Origin of the sequence: Ensifer sp. Root278, assembly GCF_001429285.1 — a bacterium.
In the GTDB taxonomy this organism is placed as follows: domain Bacteria; phylum Pseudomonadota; class Alphaproteobacteria; order Rhizobiales; family Rhizobiaceae; genus Ensifer.
Window position 1 is genome coordinate 44,479 of sequence record NZ_LMJJ01000008.1, and the last position, 17,538, is coordinate 62,016.

The 17,538-nt window shown below is 60.8% G+C and carries 14 protein-coding genes; 3 read left to right on the forward strand and 11 right to left on the reverse strand.

Features of this window, described 5'->3' with window-relative positions:
• The first annotated feature begins 307 nt into the window (after positions 1–307).
• Positions 308–1,762 carry a TrkH family potassium uptake protein gene (locus ASE60_RS09145; RefSeq protein WP_057249463.1) on the forward strand — a complete coding sequence of 485 codons (1,455 nt, stop codon included), beginning with the start codon at positions 308–310 and terminating at the stop codon, positions 1,760–1,762.
• 628 nt (positions 1,763–2,390) lie between these two features.
• On the opposite strand, the gene ASE60_RS09150 is transcribed toward ASE60_RS09145, so the two are convergent.
• The 9 genes from ASE60_RS09150 to ASE60_RS09190 all read right to left on the reverse strand — a co-directional run bounded on the left by ASE60_RS09150 (position 2,391) and on the right by ASE60_RS09190 (position 13,780).
• The gene (locus tag ASE60_RS09150) at positions 2,391–4,712 is read right to left on the reverse strand and encodes a polysaccharide biosynthesis tyrosine autokinase (protein ID WP_280137705.1); all 2,322 of its coding nucleotides are present in this window, start codon (positions 4,710–4,712) and stop codon (positions 2,391–2,393) included.
• A gap of 113 nt (positions 4,713–4,825) precedes the next feature.
• Positions 4,826–5,731, reverse strand: a complete 906-nt coding sequence (locus tag ASE60_RS09155) for a UTP--glucose-1-phosphate uridylyltransferase (RefSeq protein WP_057249467.1) — start codon at positions 5,729–5,731, stop codon at positions 4,826–4,828.
• A gap of 4 nt (positions 5,732–5,735) precedes the next feature.
• Positions 5,736–6,752: a glycosyltransferase family 2 protein gene (locus tag ASE60_RS09160; protein WP_057249469.1), complete on the reverse strand. Its 1,017-nt coding sequence runs from the start codon at positions 6,750–6,752 to the stop codon at positions 5,736–5,738.
• Positions 6,749–7,675: a glycosyltransferase gene (locus ASE60_RS09165; RefSeq protein ID WP_057249471.1), complete on the reverse strand. Its 927-nt coding sequence runs from the start codon at positions 7,673–7,675 to the stop codon at positions 6,749–6,751. The genes ASE60_RS09160 and ASE60_RS09165 overlap by 4 nt, the downstream gene beginning before the upstream one ends.
• Positions 7,672–8,670 (reverse strand): glycosyltransferase family 2 protein, encoded by a 999-nt coding sequence (locus ASE60_RS09170; RefSeq protein WP_057249472.1) that lies wholly within the window; start codon positions 8,668–8,670, stop codon positions 7,672–7,674. The genes ASE60_RS09165 and ASE60_RS09170 overlap by 4 nt, the downstream gene beginning before the upstream one ends.
• Positions 8,667–9,872, reverse strand: a complete 1,206-nt coding sequence (locus ASE60_RS09175) for a hypothetical protein (RefSeq protein WP_057249474.1) — start codon at positions 9,870–9,872, stop codon at positions 8,667–8,669. Before ASE60_RS09175 ends, ASE60_RS09170 begins: the two co-directional genes overlap by 4 nt.
• 107 nt (positions 9,873–9,979) lie before the next feature.
• Positions 9,980–10,762 (reverse strand): glycoside hydrolase family 16 protein, encoded by a 783-nt coding sequence (locus tag ASE60_RS09180; protein ID WP_057249476.1) that lies wholly within the window; start codon positions 10,760–10,762, stop codon positions 9,980–9,982.
• Positions 10,763–10,764: 2 nt separating this feature from the next.
• Positions 10,765–11,880: an acyltransferase gene (locus ASE60_RS09185; RefSeq protein ID WP_057249701.1), complete on the reverse strand. Its 1,116-nt coding sequence runs from the start codon at positions 11,878–11,880 to the stop codon at positions 10,765–10,767.
• A gap of 415 nt (positions 11,881–12,295) precedes the next feature.
• Entirely contained in the window at positions 12,296–13,780 is a 1,485-nt protein-coding gene (locus ASE60_RS09190) for a lipopolysaccharide biosynthesis protein (RefSeq protein ID WP_057249478.1), read from the reverse strand.
• A 122-nt stretch (positions 13,781–13,902) separates the two neighbouring features.
• Between ASE60_RS09190 and ASE60_RS09195 the strand changes: the two genes are divergently transcribed.
• On the forward strand, positions 13,903–14,868 hold the full coding sequence (locus tag ASE60_RS09195; protein WP_057249480.1) for a glycosyltransferase family 2 protein: 966 nt from the start codon (positions 13,903–13,905) through the stop codon (positions 14,866–14,868).
• Between the two features lie 85 nt (positions 14,869–14,953).
• Positions 14,954–15,901 carry a polysaccharide pyruvyl transferase family protein gene (locus ASE60_RS09200; RefSeq protein WP_057249482.1) on the forward strand — a complete coding sequence of 316 codons (948 nt, stop codon included), beginning with the start codon at positions 14,954–14,956 and terminating at the stop codon, positions 15,899–15,901.
• Between the two features lie 42 nt (positions 15,902–15,943).
• Here the strand turns inward: ASE60_RS09200 and ASE60_RS09205 are convergent, their stop codons facing one another.
• Both ASE60_RS09205 and ASE60_RS09210 read right to left on the reverse strand, forming a co-directional pair.
• Positions 15,944–16,954 carry a glycosyltransferase family 2 protein gene (locus tag ASE60_RS09205; protein ID WP_244495575.1) on the reverse strand — a complete coding sequence of 337 codons (1,011 nt, stop codon included), beginning with the start codon at positions 16,952–16,954 and terminating at the stop codon, positions 15,944–15,946.
• Between the two features lie 224 nt (positions 16,955–17,178).
• Positions 17,179–17,463, reverse strand: coding sequence for an exopolysaccharide production repressor protein (locus ASE60_RS09210; protein WP_057249485.1), 285 nt, complete (start codon positions 17,461–17,463; stop codon positions 17,179–17,181).
• Positions 17,464–17,538 lie beyond the last annotated feature (75 nt).

The following is a 17,538-nucleotide window of genomic DNA, read 5'->3' on the forward strand; positions in this document are numbered from 1 at the left end:
CTGAAATAAGTCAAGGTGATGACTTGTCGCTGCCGAAAGGCCCGATCTTTTCGTGAGTTAGAGTTGAATGGGCAAAATGCCGCAGAAGGGCTGTGGAAACCGCAGCCTATCGGCGTTTGCCGCTGCTGCTCGTCCCACTGGCAGTGATAAAACGCGCGGAATGCAAGATAGAAAGCGGGCTGTCGGTCGATGCCCGGCGGGCTTGCCAAGCGCGGCGGGTGCGAATCGCGCGACTTTCGGATTGAATGGCGGCCGATCCCAACAGCCGATTCGGGCTTTCGGGCAACTGCGCTGGGGCCGCCGACCATTGCATGCATCTCTCTACCAATCCGCAATCAACATCGCCGCGAAGGCAGCCTTCTACCTGTCGCTCACGATGCTTCTTCCGGCGGCGGTGGACCTGTTCTATGGGCATCCGGATTGGCGGATATTTGCCGTGTCGGCCTTCATGACTGGGGGCATCTCACTCCTGACGATGGCCGCGACGCAGGGCGGCCCTCCGCCCTTCAGCCGCAAGATGGGCTTCCTCGTCGTTAACTTGCTCTGGCTCGTCATCTCGCTCGTCGGCGCGGTGCCTTTCTGGTTCTCGTCGCTGGAACTCGATTTTGCCAAGGCCCTGTTTGAATCCGTCTCGGGCATTACCACGACTGGCTCGACGGTGATCACCGGTCTCGATTTCGCTCCCCCGGGCATTCTGCTCTGGCGCTCGCTGCTGCATTGGCTGGGCGGCATCGGGATCGTGGCGCTCGGGCTCTTTGTCATGCCTTACTTGCGTGTCGGCGGCATGTCCTTCTTCAAGATGGAATCGTCGGATACGACCGAAAAGCCCTTCGCCAGGATCGTCACCTTTACCCGTGCCTTCATCCTCATCTACGTGGTGCTGACGGTCACCTGCGCGATTATCTACTCCTACCTCGGCATGAGCCGCTTTGACGCGCTGAACCATGCAATGTCGACGATCGCGACCGGAGGCTTCGCCACCCACGACGCCTCGCTCGGCTACTTCAAGAGCCTGCCGATCCTCTGGGTCGCCACGTTCTTCATGACCTTGAGCAGCCTGCCGTTTTCGGTGCTCATTCTCTTCATCGTTCGCGGCCGGCTCGATACGCTGAAGGATCCGCAGATCATCGTCTTCCTGTCCTATCTGACCACACTTGCGCTTGCCGCAAGTCTCTATCAGCGGCTCGCCAATGGCGTCACAGCGAGCGATGCGCTTGCGCATGGGTTCTTCACGGTCTCGTCAATCCTGTCGACCACCGGCTTTGCCAGCGACGATTACATGCTGTGGGGGGAGTTCATCGTGGCGCTCGCCTTCGCCGCCACCTTCATGGGCGGTTGCTCCGGCTCGACGGCCGGCGGCATGAAGGCGTACCGTTTCATCATCATTTTCAATTCCATTCGGGCGGGCCTCTTCAAGCTGATCTATCCGAATGCGGTCCACACGGTGCGCTACGGCAAGGGCCTCGTCGATATTGATGTCCAGCGCACGGTCTTCATGTTCTTTACCGCCTATATGTTCATCTGGGCGTTCGGCAGCCTGGCAATGGGCGCCATGGGCTATGATCTCGTCACTGCTGCCTCCGCCGTTGCCACAGCGCTCTCCAATGTCGGCGCCGGTCTCGGGCCGATCATCGGACCGGCTGGTAACTTCTCGACCTTGTCGGATCCAGCCCTATACCTTCTGTCGGTGATGATGCTGTTTGGCCGTCTCGAAATCCTGACGGTGCTGGTCATCCTGACCCCGCTCTTCTGGAAGGATTGAGCTCCGCGGATGGTACCAGTCGTTGATAGTGCACTTCTCGCGATCGCCGCAGGCATCATCAACGCGTGAGTACGGCAAGCACCATCAGTTGGCGCCTGCCACCTACAACGGAGTAGATTGAAACACGTCACCTAACTACCGGCGTTTCGTATTTCTCTGGCCACGCCGCTGTTTTCTCCGCAGCATTCAGTGGCAATGGCCAAACAGCGTTGCCGCTCCAACGCAATCGCCTCGGCAACCATCATCGTAGGGTCGCGTTGTCCGCGTGCGAGATGTCTGGCTGAAATGGTCCACGCCGCCGCGGTAATTTCGTCTGGAAACATAATTCGCCTCAAACGTTATTCAACTGAGCGTAGGCGTAATTGCTTTCGTGAAACGTGTGCGTGATCCTAGATTGCTTGCATCCACGTCTTCGCCCCATCTTGCACGGTTGAGGTTGCTGGGATCGCCCTCGCTACCAGACCCGTCCGCCGAATAGCTTTCCGCTGGCGCTGCAATCATCTTTTCTGGGCTTTCGCTCGACAGTGGATGGCATTCTCAGCCCTGTTAGCCTGCGACCACCCACAGTGAAAAGCCTCGGACCGTTTCCGGTCCGAGGCTTCGTGTCTCGACGCGCAAGGGAACGCGATCAGGCCGCTTCAGTCTTGCGGTAGGTCCCGGCGTTCTCGACGTAGTACTTCTCGAAACGATGGCGATAGTGCTCAGCGCCACCAAAGTCGCTGTACTTCGCCAGTTCGTTCATGTCCGTCTTGTTGAGGATCACGCCAAGGATCTTGCCGTTGATCTGCGGTTCGGAATTGAGCAGATCACGCACCAGACGCGACGGCGTGCGGCCCCACTCTGCAACGTAGATGAAGCCATCGGCGAGCGGCGAAAACGCCTTGCCATCGACCACCGGAGCAAGCGCCGCAAGATCGACAATCACGTAGTCGAACGATTTGCGGGCATTGTCGATAAGGTCGGCCATCGCCGGGGAGGCGAGCAACTCGTGGCTGTCATAGGGCTCGCTCTTTGCCCCAGCTTCCCCGCCAACCGGGAAGATTGCCAGTTTTGTCTTCTGGTCGATCTTGATGCCGGCGGGCCAGGAAGATTCGCCGATCAGCGCCTCGACGAGGCCGGTCTTTGGCGGCGGATTGATCATCTTGCTCAGCCCCGGCTTGCGGATGTCGGCGTCGATCAACAGCGTCTTCTTGCCGCTTGCCGCGAGCAGTGCGGCAAAGTTCGCCGCGATGATCGACTTGCCCTCGTCCGGAACGGCAGAAACAATGCCGATCACCCGCGAGCCGTTTCCGTGCAACATCCGGTCACAGGCGAGCTTGGCGTTGCGGAAGGTCTCGGCGAAAGACGATCGCGGCGCGTCGAGCACGATGCGACTGACCCGTTCAAACGGCAACGGCTCTGCGGCCTGTGTCGCCGGCTGGGGCGTCTTGCCCTTCATCAACCGCGCGCGAACGCGGTCGGTCGTGGTCAGTTGACGCGGGCCGATCAGCGGAACATAGCCGAAAGACCTGTGTCCGAGGATTGAACGCACGTCGCTTTCGAGCCGGAAGGTCCGCTCGCGGAACTCCTGGAAAGCTGCGAACGCACCGCCTGCCATCATGCCGAGCACCGCCGAAAGTGCCAGAACCAAGGTCTTCTTCGGACTTGAGGGCGAGGTTGGAACACCAGCCGTGGAAATCACCCGGGCCTTGGCGATCGGGAAGGAGCGCTGCTGCGAGGCCTGCTCGTAGCGGTTCAGGTAGGTCTCGTAGAGGGTCTTCAACGCTGCCGACTTCTGCTCGAGTTCACGCAGATGCACGAGCGAAAGGTTCGCATCCGAGTTTCGGCCCGTTGTGCCTTCGATGTTTTCCCTGAGCGAAGCCTCGCGCGAGCGGGCGACCTCATATTCGTTGCGGTAACTCGCGGTGAGTTGCTCCAGTTCCTGGAAGATCTGCCGGCCGACATCGGACTTTTCCTTGCGCAGCGATACTGCCTGGGGATGGTCGGCGCTGAAGCTTTGCGTCACTTCCTGTTCGCGTTTGCTGACGGCCAGGTAACGGGTACGCAGTTCGCGGATGACGGAGTTGTCGCCCTCTTTGGCGGAAATCGTCGCGTTCTTGACCGCAGTTTCAGGCCCTTGGTCGACGATCGCCTGGAACTGCTTGAACCGTGCGGACGCGCTTGCCGTGTCGGCTTGAGCGATGATGAGCTGGCTGTTGAGATCTGCCAGTTGCTGTTCGGACATCAGTTCGCCGCGAGCGAGCGTCAGGCCGTTCTCGCTGCGGTATTTCTCGACCTCGAGCGAAGCCACCTGCGAGCGTTGCCTGAGATCGGCAAGACGCTCCTGCAGCCAGACGGAGGCGCGCTCCGTCGCATCGAAATTGGCGTTCAATTGATCGTTGAGATAAGCATCCGCATAGCCGCGCACGATAGCCGCGGCGAGCTGCGGATCGCTGGAACGGTAAGCAAGCGCAACAACGGAGCTTCGGTTTACGCGCTCGACGGCCAGCCCCTGCTGGATGAGCGCGGCCGCCTTCTGACGTCGGCCATTGCGGGCCGCCTCTTCGGAAATATCGGATCCAAACGAAAAGACGCCGGTCACGGATCTCAGCCAGTCCTTAACGGCGCCGAAGGGCGAGCGTGGCGGATTGAGGACCGTGTCGTTGTCGTCGAGTTTCATCTTGTCGACGACCCGCAAGGCGAGCTCGCCGGACTTCAGGATCTCGACGGCGCTTGCCATCTGGGTGTCGAGCAGCTGGCTGTTCTGTGGCGTTGCCTGCTCCTCGGCATATTTCGAGAGGTTCTCGTCGAGCAGGATCTGCGTCATCGACGTATAGAACGACGTCGCGAAAACGAGGTAGACCGCGCCAAGTGCCATGAACAGCACGACGAACGCGCCAACCAGCCTGGCGCGGCGAACGATGACCGAAAAGAGCCGGTCAAGGTCGATGAACCTATCGGGTTCCTCCATTTCCCTCGGCACAACGCTATTGAAGGGGAGACTTCTTTGGTTCATTGGGTCGCTCTGTCCGTTTCCCTTTTGGTCCGAAGGCTGGCGCCTCGATAAGAGGCGCCAAACTAGCTCTATGCCGCGCGGATGCGGCCTTCATGAGACAGAACCATGTCCTTGACCGCGGCATAGACCATGTCGCCGAGGTCAGAGCGCGCGAGTGCGAAGGCGACATTGGCGGCGATGAAGCCTTCCTTGGAACCGCAGTCGAAAGTGCGCCCCTCATACGGATGGGCGTGAAACGCTTGATTTTGCGAGAGTTTCAGCATCCCGTCGGTCAGCTGGATTTCGTTGCCGGCACCCCGTTGTTGGTGCGCGAGAATGTCGAAGATCTCGGGCTGAAGGATGTAGCGGCCGTTCAGGTAAAAATTCGACGGTGCTTCGCCTGCACGCGGCTTTTCGACCATTTTCGTGACTTCGAAACCGTGGGGAACGGTGGCGCCCTTGCCGACGATGCCATATTTCGACGCATCTTCCGGGGCGCATTGCTCGACCCCGACGACGTTGCCGCCGGTCTGGCGATAGAGATCGACGAGGCCGGCCATGCAGCCGCGCGCCCCGTGACACAGCATATCCGGCAGGAGCAGCGCGAAAGGCTCGTCGCCGATCACGTCGCGCGCGCACCAGACGGCATGGCCAAGGCCGAGCGGCGCCTGCTGCCGCGTAAAGCTGACCGAGCCGGCACGCGGCAGCATCTCTTCCAGTTCCGAAACCTGGGCATTCTTGCCGGAACGGGTCAACGACGAGATGAGCTCCGGCGTGTCGTCGAAGTGGTCCTCGATTGCCTGCTTGTTGCGGCTGGTAACGAAAACGATGTGCTCGATACCCGCCTGGCGGGCTTCATCAACCGCATATTGCACCACCGGACGATCGACGATCGTCAGCATCTCCTTGGGTATCGCCTTTGTCGCGGGGAGGAACCGCGTTCCATTGCCGGCGACCGGGATCACAGCTTTCCTGACGGTCCTGATACGGTCCATGGCTTTATCCTTTACGTACGTGAGGGCTATTGCCCGAGGTGGATCGTTCAGCCGCCACCGTCGGTGTGGCGGGCTTCAATCGTGCGAGCGGCGCAAGCAAGCGTCGCAGCCGCACGGCGATCGGCATTCTGAGGTGCCGAAGCGCACTGGGGTCGGACAAGGCCACCTGGGCGGCCCCAACCAACGATCTGGATTTCAGATGATCGACGAGGCGCAGGAAGGCATGCGCCTCGCTCAGGCTCCTGTCACGGCGACGCTGCATTGTCATCGCTTCGGCGTCGATCGAGTGGTTTGCGAGGAAATCCTTGTCGGCTGCGATCATCGCCTCGATATGGCGAAGTTCGAGCACCCGGGAGATCGAGCCCTCGCGAATGTGGTAGCAATAGCCGGCTAAGGGATCGACGATGCAACGTCCGCCATGGGCGAGCGCAGATGCAAGCAGGATGTAATCTTCACCGATCCGTATGGACTGCTTGAAGCGAAGGCCATGCTCCTCCAGGAAACGGCGCTCGAAAATCGGCTTCATATAGCCAAAATTATAGGTCGAGCGGAAAAGCACATTGGATTGAATGAAAGCAGCAAGCGTCAGCACCCGGTGTTGTTCGAGCAAGGTTTCCGGAAACATGCGCTCGACGCGCCCGTCGAGGTTCGCGACGTCGATGTTGTCGACGGCAATCTGGGCGCTCGCCGTCGAAGCCAGCGCAATCATGCGGGAGAGCCGTCGGGGGCTGATGGTATCGTCCGCGTCGAGAATGGCGATCCAGTTGCCGCGTGCCGCTTCAAGTCCGGCATTGCGCGCTCCGCCGGGCCCACGATTTTTCGCAAGCCGCAACAGCCGCACACGTGGATCCGCGATCTCTTCGACCACGGCACAGGTGTCGTCGGTGGAGCAATCGTCGACGACGATCACTTCCAGGTCGACCTCTTCCTGTGCGAGCGCGCTCTCAATGGCGCGGCGGATCGTGTCGGCGGCATTATAGGCCGCGACGACAAAACTGACCTCTGGTGCTGGGATCGTCATCCGGCGGTCGCGGCCCCATACTGCTGAAGTTCACGTACGCCGAGAAGCCCACTGACGACACCCGCATGCATGATGGCGCGCAGGGCGTAGCGCGAACGGGCGATCGGCGACCCGAGAAGAAAGAGGCTCGCCGTAGCGCAATAGCCGGATTTGGCCATCGCCCGGGCGATTTCCACCACCTGCCTTGTGGGTTGGCCCGGCTCGCTTAACAGGCGCCCGTGAGTCTGGCCCGAACGGAAGCGGCGCTTGGCAAGCCAGGCAAGGCGCGCGCGCTTTTCCGGAACCGGTTCGAAGACCAATGCATCCGGGGCATAGGCGAGACGTCCGCCGGCCGCATGCATATGGCGGAAAAATTCTGTGTCCTCACCACCAGTCCGCCCAAGAGCCAGGTTGAACCGTCTGTCGAAAAGGACCGGCCGGGTGAGATCGAGCAGCACATTGCAGGTGTAGCCCGTGCGGATCTCGCCATCGACCCATACGGGGCGGGTCGAATGAAAGTCGCCGCGGCGCATCCAGTTCGGCGCGGACAACGCGTATTCGGCGCGAACCGGGCCGAGCACGACATCGGCCCCGGTCGTAGCGGCCGTGTCGAGCAATTGCAGGAGCCACGTCCTCGATACGGTCTCGTCGTCATCGACGAAAGCGAGATAGTGACCGGCGCTATTGTCGAGACAGGCATTGCGGGCGATCGAGATGTTCGACGCCGGGCAATGCACGTAAAGGATCTCGAAGGGCATGGTCGGGCGCATCTGGTTGACCAGCGCCTCGGCACTCGGCGTCGTGTCGTTGTCGGCAACGATGACGCGGATGTCGACATCGGCGGGCAACGTGATGAGCGCCAGCGAATGCAGAGTTTCCGCAAGTTCCGGACGGCGGAAGGTGCAGACCGCAATATCGATCCGTTTTCTGGCGAGATCGGTCATGGCGCCACCTTTCGGTTTCGCGCGGTAAGAAGCTCGCGCCAGAAGCCGGCCGACCAGGCGAAATGCATCACCATGGCCGAAAGGGCTGCAAGCGGGCCGTAGGGGTTCCGCTGGCCGAGCGCCATCCACATGCCGTAGCCGATGCAGGCGGCCGCCCAGAGCGCCACCGGCACGACCGCGAGCCAGTTGATGACGGCGAGCAGAGCGCCAATGGCGACGGGTGCCACGGCGAGCGGCAGAAGCTGTCGGAGGTTCGGCCAGGCGCGGTGCTTCAGGACATTGCGTGCGCGCCCCCGTCCATAGGCGAAGTATTGGCGAAAGAGCGGGCCGACCTTGGCGCGCGGATAGTAGACCATGCTCGTCTGGTCGGTCATCCAGATGCGATAGCCCGCCTGACGGAAGCGGTAGTCGAACTCCGCATCTTCGTTGTGGCTGAAGATTTCGTCATAGCCGCCGATTGCCTGAAAGGCGGAGATCCGCATCAGCGCATGGTGGCCGTGATCGGCCCAGTGGCTCGTGGCGCCGAGCCGATGCTTGGCGCCGCCATTGCCGAGCTTGGAATTCTGGGCGTAGGCCGTCGCCTTCTGGAAAGGCGTGAAGCCGACCGTCTGCATTGCGACGACGACGGAGTCCGCACCGGTCTCAAGCGCCTCTTCGACAAGACGCTCGCAGTAGTCGTCTGGATAGGTCCCGTGAGCATCGATGCGGATCAGGTAATCGTAGGACGCTCCGTATTCGGCGACGGCAAGATTGATCGCCGCACTCTGGATGCGCTTCGGATTGTCGAGAGCAAGCACCGAGGCATGCGCCTTGGCGAGGCGCGCAGCAATCTCGCCCGTGCCATCGGTGCTGCCGCCGTCGACAATCAGAATGGCGCCGTTGAGATGCGCCGCTGCCGGTCGCAGTCCCTCAACCAGGCCTTCGATGTGCTCAGCCTCGTTGAGGCAGGGAATGACGATAAGGGTTCGTGTCGAAGCCAGCGTGTTGTTGCTCATGACAATCCGCCTTCGTTCTGAGGAGTTGGGGAAAGGTTAGGCGCGATCCGCGGCGGAGCCGCCGACGTGACCGCCGAAAGCCGCCGGACAAGGCTTTCGCAGTCACTGCGGCTGAAAATCCAGGTATCAGCCGCGCAAGTCGCGATCCGGCCGGATGCCTCAATGTAACGCTCGGGGTCGATCGAACCGAGCAGGGTGGCGAGCGCCTCCGGCTCCGCTTTGTCGAGCAGCATGCCGAGGCCGCGGATGGCGAGGAACCGTGCCGTCTCGGTACCGCGGAGCGCAATCGGCACACGGCCGAAGCGGCAGCCCTCGTAGAGCCGGTTCGGCAACAACCATTTCGAGTTCTGGCCTTCCTCGAAGAAATCGATCGCCCAGGTGAAGTGCACGTCGGAATAGATGTCGCTCAGTTCTTCCGGGCTGCGGTAGGGCCCGTGGAACTGCATGAAGGGTTCATTGCGCACGAAGCCCTCGAAGTCATCGAACTGCGAATAGGCCGGCCGACCGCGCAGCACGATCTCGAAGCGTCCTTCCATTTTGCGGGACAAGGCCGACAGCAGCGCCAGCGATTTGCGGCAGCGCAATGCGCCGAACCACCCGATGCGCCACGGCCCATCCTTTGGCGGCGACGCTGCCGGAACCAGCGGTCGCGCCATGGTCTCGTTGAGCTCGAGCACCTTGTTTTCCAGCATCATGGTCGGGGCCGTGATGCCGGAAAGCGGGCGGAAATAGTGCTCGACGAAGGCCGGAGAACTGGTGATCAGGAGCCGCGCATCACGCCCGAGGAACGCCTCGCTCGCCCGCAACGTCTTGCCGGCGATGTCGGGGCGCAATAGCAGGCGGTGAATGTCGAGGCATTCGTAAACGATCGGCACGTCACCGCCCAACACACTCACAGCCTTCCTGGCGATCGCCAGCATGTCGAGATTGCGCGCAATGATCACGTCCGGGCGTTCGACATTGCGCAGCGCCTGCCTGAGCGAGAAGCAGCCCTTGGCGATCGCGCCGATCCGTTGAACGAAACGCCCGTCATGCGTTGTCCCGAGCTCAATGGGCTCGATGCCCTCGATCGCCGCTAGCGGGTTTGCGTCGCGCCTGAACCCCGCAAGCTTGACCCTTGCACCCCCGGCAAGGAGCATCAGGACACGCCGACGAACGGCGGGGTCGGCAAGATCCTGTGCGAAATAAAGTACCTGCAGCATGAATATCGAATATCCGGTTCTCTGCTCGGCCGTCGCCGAGCATGGTTTGAAACGTTGGGCGTCGCGGTTTGAACGCGTCGATTAGGAATGCGGTTCCTGGCCGCCGCTTAGTTCGTTCGGCAGGCGATCGATTCGGCAAACTGGCATTCGTCTCCCGGCGCGGTGAACGCGATCCGGTCGATCTGCATGGTCGACGGTCCCTTGTAGGAGAAGGCGCCCATCCAATCCGAAAGCGTGTCGGTTCCCCAAAGGCTGAAGAAGATCTTCTGCGGGTTGGCGGGGATCTTCGCGGGATCGGTCACTTCGTGGACCAGTTCGCCGTTGACGTAGTAGCGGATACGTTCCTTCTCCCAGACGAAGGCGTAGTCGTTGAAGCCCTGGTTGGCGCCGCCCGGCACGTCGACAAGCTTTTCGTTGCCGCCCTTGGCAGAGACATATTGGTTGATCTGAACCTTTGCGGGGTTCTTGCCGAGGACTTCGAAATCGATCTCGTCGTGCGGCTTCTTGTCGGCCGGGCCGATATAGGTGAAGAACGCCGAGTTCAGCCCGGAACCATCGGCCGTCTTGATGCGGGCCTCATAGGTCCCGTAGCTGAAGCGCTTGCGTGTCTGGATCTCGCCGCAGGCGTAGTTGCGCTTGCCAAGCTTTCCTTCGGTGAAGGAGAGTTCCGCGATGCCGTTCTCGACCTTCACCTGCTTCTTGGACCAGGTGCAGTTCTGGTGGGCGCCATTGTTCCAGCCGTCGGAGACATACCAGATGCCGGTGTCGAGGGTATCGAAGTTGTCGATGAAGGACTTTGCCTCTGCTGTGTCCCCGGCGTTTGCCGGGCCGGCAAGGCCAATCGCGACAAGGCTCAACAGGGCGAGGCGGTGAGGTCCAGAAGATCTCATGGTCAGGTCCTTTGCTGTGGTGAAAGTTCGGCGCGCTGTTCCGCCGGCCGCACCTTTGCGCCTCGGGCGGCGCCCGCTCGGCTGCCGGTCAGGATTGCAGTCAGGTTCGGAAGCCAGCGCCCGGCGAGGCCGTAGGCGGCGACAAGGATTGCGATCGTGATGAACGGAACCGTGTAATAGAAGGCCGGGTAATATCCGTGGCCGGCGCGGTTCCAAATCATCCAAAAAAGAACCAGCAGCGGATAGTGCGTACAGAAGATCCAGAAGCTGAGCCCGCCGCCGCGCGCCAGAGATGCCCCGACGTTCGTGCGGACCAGTAACGCGGAAACCGCCCAGGAGCCGAGAATGCCGCAGAGGGCGGTCAGACTGCGCAGCATATCGACCCAGACCGGAAAGTCGGGTCCGTACCGATAGAGCACGAGCGAAAGCAGCACCGAAGCGCCAAGGACGGCGATGGTGATCGGCCAGGAAAAGCGATCGAGACTGCGCACGTCAACGCGATTCAGGCTCATGTATATGCCGACGCTGAAACCAAAGAGGATCGACTTCTTCAGGAAGATGCCGTTTGGCAGCGGTAGCACGGCATAGGCGAGCAACAGTGCGAGCGTCTGCATCGGATAACGCTTGATCAGCCACGCCAGTACCGGCGAAAGCACGATGCAAAGCAGCAGATCCCGCAGGAAGTAGAGCGGCACGTTGATCGGCAAATCCTGGAGCGCCACGGCGAGGTTCAACCATTCCCGTGCGCTTGCGCCCACGACATCGGGCAGGTAGCCGAAGCTGATACCCTTGCTTTGCGCAACGAAGGCCAGTGCCAGAAAAGCAATGTTCCAAAGCAGGAAGGGCAACAGGACGGTTCTGGCCTTGGTCTTGAGCGTTTTGCCATAGTCGAAACTGTCGAGGCCACGCCGGAACAGGAGATAGCCGGAGATCGCGCTGAGGCACGGGACGCCGACACGAAAAAGGCTGTCGCCAAGAAAGACGCGCAGCCAATCGAGCACACCATAGGTGCCGACATACGGGCTCGTCACCGGATCATGCGGCACGTGCACGAAGACGATGCCGGAGATCAGCACGATGCGCATCAGATTGATCCGCGACGAGATGTTCGCGTTCACATCCACGATGTCCGTCACCCCTATCTGCCAGCGCCATTTTCCAGGCGACCGTTTCAACAGAGCAGACCAGAGCCCGCATTCATTGTGCTAAAGGCTAGGCCCGGGCACGGATGAAAATATGGCGCTGCAACAAACGAATCGGCCGTACTTTGTTGCAATGCAGCATCCGATGTTCAATAATTTCTAGGAAGATTTACCCATTTGCGCGCCGGCGTCGGGAAAAAAGCCTATGCATAGGGCATTTACGGAATATTATCAGCCGCTTATTTGCTGATGCTTTTACTAGTGTTTGGTGTCGCTAGTCGCGGTAAAATTGTGCTGTTTTTCTCTCTTGTCACGCGACAAATGGCCAATACGGACCCGAGCCGAGCCGAAATGCGGCGAGGATGAGGCAGTTTCCGGCGCCTGAAATCGGTTATTCAGCCGCGGCGGCCACGCTCGACGAAGCGTTGCGCTTGCGGATCATGCCGTAGAGTTTCGCCAACAACGGGCGCTCGACGAGCAGCATCAGCACGAGATAGATCAAGCCACCGATTGCCGTGCCAATCAGCACCTGGAGAACCGCGCTCGGTATGAGCGCGCCATAGAAGTCCAGCAACAGCCTGACGGCAACCGCCATCGCGAAAGCCGCGATCATCGGCCTGATCGAGATCAGGAAGCCGCGCAAGAAGGGCAGGCGATCGGCCCGGAACACGACCCAGGAATAGCCGAGCAGCGTTGCCAGGTTGACGATGCAGAGCGCAATCATCGCTTCAACAAGTGAGCCACCAATTGCCCCGTAGGCGACAGCTGCGGTCGTCACGACAGCGCGGATGACCGCCCACCAGAAGAGGATGGTCCCCTGGCCGATGCCTTTCAGGTAGGGGACGTAGGTGCTGCAGGGTGTCAAAAGTCCCTTTGACAGCGCAAGCAAACCAAGGACCGGCCAGGCGGCCGCCCATTGCTGGCCGAAAAGCACCAGCATCGCCGGCTCGGCAAGAGCCCAAAGGCCAAACATCATCGGTGCCAACAGCACGGTGGTGACCTGCGTGCTCAACATCAACGCTTGAGACCGCCGCTGGCGATCCTCGCCCATATGGCTGAAGGCGGGAAAGAGAACGCCCATGACCGCCGAAAGCACGATCTGGTTGGGAATGCTGGAGAAACGGTTCGCCGCCGAATAGGCACCGGCGTCCGAAAGGCCGAGATACCGGCTGATCACCACCATTGGCGATTGGAAAGTGACGAAATTGGCAATCTCCGACCCCATCATGCCGAAACTGAACCGACTGAGCGTCAGCACGCGGCGTGGGGAAAAGACGAGCCGGGGCACATAGCCGGACACGGTATAGAGGCCGGCAAGGCGGATGAATGCGGAGACGAAAAGCTGCGCCAGCAGCGACCAAACGCCGAAGCCAAGCAGTGCTGCGCCGACGGCAACAAGCGCCCCGACGGTCTCGGAGACCATGGTCCAGACCGCGTCCTTGCTGAAATTCATCCGCCTGGCGAGGAGAGAATAGGCGACGTCTCCGCCAAGCTGCAGCGGGATCAGCACGCTCATGATCCGAAGCAGGTACCCCGCTTCGGGTGCCCCGAGCAGGCTTGCCAATGGATCGGCGAAGACGAAAAGTGCAAGCGCCATCAGCAGCGCGACCGCGAGATTGGCCCAGAAAGCGGAGTGGATGAGCTCCATGTCTTCGTCGCGCTGAATGATAAGCGCGGAGGCGAGACCAGCACCGCCGATCATCGCCAAAAACTGGACGACAGTGAGCGCAACGGCCACCGTCCCGAACTCTTCCGGCGTCAGGATACGCGCAAGAATCGGCACGGTGACAAATTTCAGCCCGAAAGTACCTGTCTTTGAAAGGACGCTCCAGCCGACATTCCGTGTCACGGACTTGGCATTTACGGTTGAGGGCATAGCGAGCATCCTATGATGCCTTTGAAGGATTTCCGACAAAGGACTAGGGCTAGATGAAAGGCCGCGACCCGGTGGGAGGAGACCACGCAAGACTCTTTTAGAGAAACCGCAGGGGCAAAAAGATGGCGAAGCTGACTGTTATTATTCCGTACTACCAGAAGGAACCGGGTATTCTTCGGCGGGCGCTTGCCTCCGTCTTTGCCCAGACGTTTCAGGACTTCCACGTTCTGGTGATAGACGATTGCTCCCCCTATTCGATAGATGAGGAGTTGGAGCCGTTAAGTGAGCAGGAACGAGCGCGACTGACCGTGATAAGCCAGCCCAACAAGGGGCCTGGCGGCGCACGCAACACCGGACTGGACCATGTTCCCGGCGGTTCCGAGTTCGTGGCATTCCTCGATTCTGACGATGAATGGACCCCGGATCATCTGAAGAATGCCTATGAAAGCATGAGCCGCTTCAGTGCCGACTGCTATTGGGCGTCGATCACCGGCGGCGAGGCGTTCTATTACCATTTCGATGTTGCCGAGCTGACGGAAAGCCACAGCGTCGTCAGACTGCAGGAAGCGCCGCTGGTGGTCGAAATTCCTGACCTTACCAATGTGATGCTCAGAAACTGGAGCTTCCTGCATCTCTCCTGCATGGTGATCGGGCGCAGCCTTTTCGAGACGGTCCGCTTCGATGCGGCGCTGAGACTGGCAGCGGAGGACGTCTTGTTCTTCTGCGACTGCATTCTTGCCGCCAAACGCGTCGTGCTTTGTGATGAAGCTGGCGCCGAGCGCGGCGAGGGCATCAACATCTTTCACTCGATCGACAACGATTCGCCGCAGTTCCTGCAGCAGCAGTTCAACACCTTCGTTGCTCTGGAAACGCTCGAGGGCCGGTTCTCACGCAAGCCTACGGCAATCGCCTCGATCCGGTCCTATCAACATACGGCACGGCGGCAGGCGCTGTGGAGCCAGGCGCGTCGGCTCAAGCGACGCAAGTCACCGCAATTCCGCCTGTTGGCGCGTTGGGTCCTGCGTGATCCAAGGCTCTTGCAAAGCGCGCTGGAACTCGCCGTCGGCAAGTTTTCTCGCGCGCATTGATCGAAGCACTCCTTCGAGGAGGAAGAACAAGACCGCCTGGCGCGGCATCCGGACGTATCCAGCATTTTGAAAGAAGGGACTGCCCATGAACCCCTACTACTGGGAATCTCAGCACGGTAATTTTGGCGACGACCTCAATCTTTGGCTTTGGGATTTCCTGCTGCCTGGGTTCCGCGACGCTCACGAGGAAATCCTGCTGGTGGGGGTCGGCACCGTGCTCAACCGTGCACTTTTGCCTGACGGTGTCAGAAAGCTCGTTATCGGCAGCGGCTTCGGCTACGGCACCTTGCCAGACATGCGCGATCCGAAGGAATGGGATATCCGCTGTGTTCGAGGTCCGCTGACCGCCGGGAAGATCGGCATCGCGCCTGAACTGGGCATCGTCGATCCCGCCGTGATGGTCGCGGAGATGCCGGAGTTCCAGAACCTGCCGAAGCTCCACAAACGCAGTTTCGTTCCGCATTGGGAAAGCGCCATTGCCGGCATGTGGCCGGTCACCTGCGGTACCGTTGGCCTGCACTATATCGACCCGCGGGGCGAAGCCAAAAGCGTGATCCGCGAGATTGCCCAATCCGAACTCATCATCGCCGAATCGATGCATGGCGCCATTCTCGCAGACGCCTTTCGCGTGCCATGGGTGGCCGTCACCACGTCCGAGAGCATCAACAGCTTCAAGTGGAACGACTGGGCAAGCACCGTTGGCGTTCACTACCAGCCGCGCCACGTGCCGGTCTCGAGCCGTGCCGAAGCCATGATCAAGGGCGAGCGCTTCTGGGGTATGGGCTTCGAGGCACAGACGCTGGCTGATGTGCCGAACCTGCGCCCCGTCGATCACAATGTGATGGTGGCGGTGGCTGAGCCGAGACAGACCTTTTTGCGCAGCGCTGCCAAGCAGGTTCTCGCCGCCCCTTCGACGCTTGCACTTTGGCAGGCAATCCGGGCGGCGCCGCAATTGAGCAGCGACGGCCGACTTGCCGAGCGTAAGGACCGTTTTCTGGAGGCTCTTGCGGCCGTGCGTCGCGCGTACTTCTGACGATACGGCCACGGCACCCAGAAAGTGCCGTGGCCTAAATGACTATTGGTGACCGTCCGCAGTGGGGGAAAGCAGGTAACGCAACCCTCCGGAACCACCGAGCGCGGCCGGAGCATCCGAGTGAGGCTGTTTGAAGCGCTCGGTCTTGTCGGCAATGATGCCGACCGTGACCGCAGGAACGGCATCGGGTTGGCGCAGGAGGTAGCCTATGGCTGCCGCCGCGCCGCGTTCTCTCTTCAGATCGAGAAAGTGCCGGTGCTGATAACGGTCCTTGATATGCCGCTCATGCCTTCGGATGGCGGCCGCAGCCTCGCTCTCCAATGTGTTTGCGGCCAGGATAATCCGGTCGGCCTCGTAGAGGCGCTTGAGATCCTCGGTGCGATGGCTGCCGCTCAATGAATTGCTGCGGACGGTGGCCGCATAACCACAACTGCGGATAACCTTGTAGCGCGCGCCCTTTGCCAGGGCGCGGAGATAGAGATCGTAATCCTCGCCCAATCGAAGCGTTTCCCGGTAGCGGATGGCGTGGCCCTCCAGGAAGTGGCGGCGCATCAGCGGCTTTAAAAACCCGACCTCGCCGCGCTTCACGCCGCGCCGGGAGATGTTGCCTTCAACGAAGTCGATCAGGCTGAGCAGGCGGGGCTGCGGTTTGAACTCATCGATCTTCTGGGCGACGTCGGTCGCTGCGGCCTCGTCGATGAAGGCGATGTTGTCGGCGATAAAGTCCCAATCGTCTTCCGCAAGCAGCCGACCGAGACGACCCGGCAGGAAGAAATCGTCCGCGTCGAGGATTGCAAGCACCGGTGAACGACTGATCGAAATGGCATGGTTGCGGGCGGCCGAAGGCCCACGATTGCTTTCGAAGCGGACGATCGTCAGGCGCCCGCTCAGATCGTCAGCAGAGCGCGCGGCCGCCTCGGTGTCATCCGTCGAGCCATCGTCGATCACCACCACCTCGGCGCTTTCCGGTTCTGCCAGGGCCGATGCAACGGCTCGGGCAATGGTTGCGTCGGCATTCTTTGCGGCGATGATGACGCAGACGTCTGTGGTCATGAGGGCCTCCAGCATCGTGTCTAACAGGCAGCGCGCTTGTCTTTGCGAGCTCTGCGGTATTTCGGTTCCAGCGCGGCTCCGCTTCTTGGGTTAGCCGCAGCCACGCGACATCGCCAGGATGGCAACGGCCGAACCATGCAGGGCGATCGTGTCGCAAACGCGTCAAATCTGAGATTTTCTCGAGTACCGCCGTGTGGTCCGCCGAGCGCGGAGACCAGCCTTGATCAGCGATTAAAGTGGCCGGGTCGATGGAGGCGGCGCGGCGCGGTGTTGGCGGCCGACTTGTCGTCGCCGGCCAATTGCGCCATCTCGGCGGCCTGTCTTTCCTTCTCCCGCGCCTTCTTCCACACCAGGTAAAGCACGGCGAAGAAATAGCCGACCTGCATCAGGACGGCGCATATGACGGTCTGGATAAGCGTCGACGCCAGCGAGCCGTTTAGGAAATAGGTAACGATCGCAAACACGGCCAAGGCGCCGAGCATGCTCACAAGAACGCGCGGTGCGTACATAGCGCTACCTCGCGCTCGGTTCTGTCGTCGATGTCGTCATCGGAGTTCGGCCTTTCCTCCTCAGGATTCCAATAT

Bases quoted from the DNA above. Each gene is read 5' to 3' on its own strand.
- ASE60_RS09190 (WP_057249478.1), bottom strand. From the start codon at position 13,780: ATGCCCTCAACCGTAAATGCCAAGTCCGTGACACGGAATGTCGGCTGG.
- ASE60_RS09180 (WP_057249476.1), bottom strand. From the start codon at position 10,762: ATGAGATCTTCTGGACCTCACCGCCTCGCCCTGTTGAGCCTTGTCGCG.
- ASE60_RS09160 (WP_057249469.1), bottom strand. From the start codon at position 6,752: ATGACGATCCCAGCACCAGAGGTCAGTTTTGTCGTCGCGGCCTATAAT.
- ASE60_RS09210 (WP_057249485.1), bottom strand. From the start codon at position 17,463: ATGTACGCACCGCGCGTTCTTGTGAGCATGCTCGGCGCCTTGGCCGTG.
- ASE60_RS09155 (WP_057249467.1), bottom strand. From the start codon at position 5,731: ATGGACCGTATCAGGACCGTCAGGAAAGCTGTGATCCCGGTCGCCGGC.
- ASE60_RS09195 (WP_057249480.1), top strand. From the start codon at position 13,903: ATGGCGAAGCTGACTGTTATTATTCCGTACTACCAGAAGGAACCGGGT.
- ASE60_RS09165 (WP_057249471.1), bottom strand. From the start codon at position 7,675: ATGACCGATCTCGCCAGAAAACGGATCGATATTGCGGTCTGCACCTTC.
- ASE60_RS09150 (WP_280137705.1), bottom strand. From the start codon at position 4,712: ATGGAGGAACCCGATAGGTTCATCGACCTTGACCGGCTCTTTTCGGTC.
- ASE60_RS09200 (WP_057249482.1), top strand. From the start codon at position 14,954: ATGAACCCCTACTACTGGGAATCTCAGCACGGTAATTTTGGCGACGAC.
- ASE60_RS09170 (WP_057249472.1), bottom strand. From the start codon at position 8,670: ATGAGCAACAACACGCTGGCTTCGACACGAACCCTTATCGTCATTCCC.
- ASE60_RS09205 (WP_244495575.1), bottom strand. From the start codon at position 16,954: ATGACCACAGACGTCTGCGTCATCATCGCCGCAAAGAATGCCGACGCA.
- ASE60_RS09175 (WP_057249474.1), bottom strand. From the start codon at position 9,872: ATGCTGCAGGTACTTTATTTCGCACAGGATCTTGCCGACCCCGCCGTT.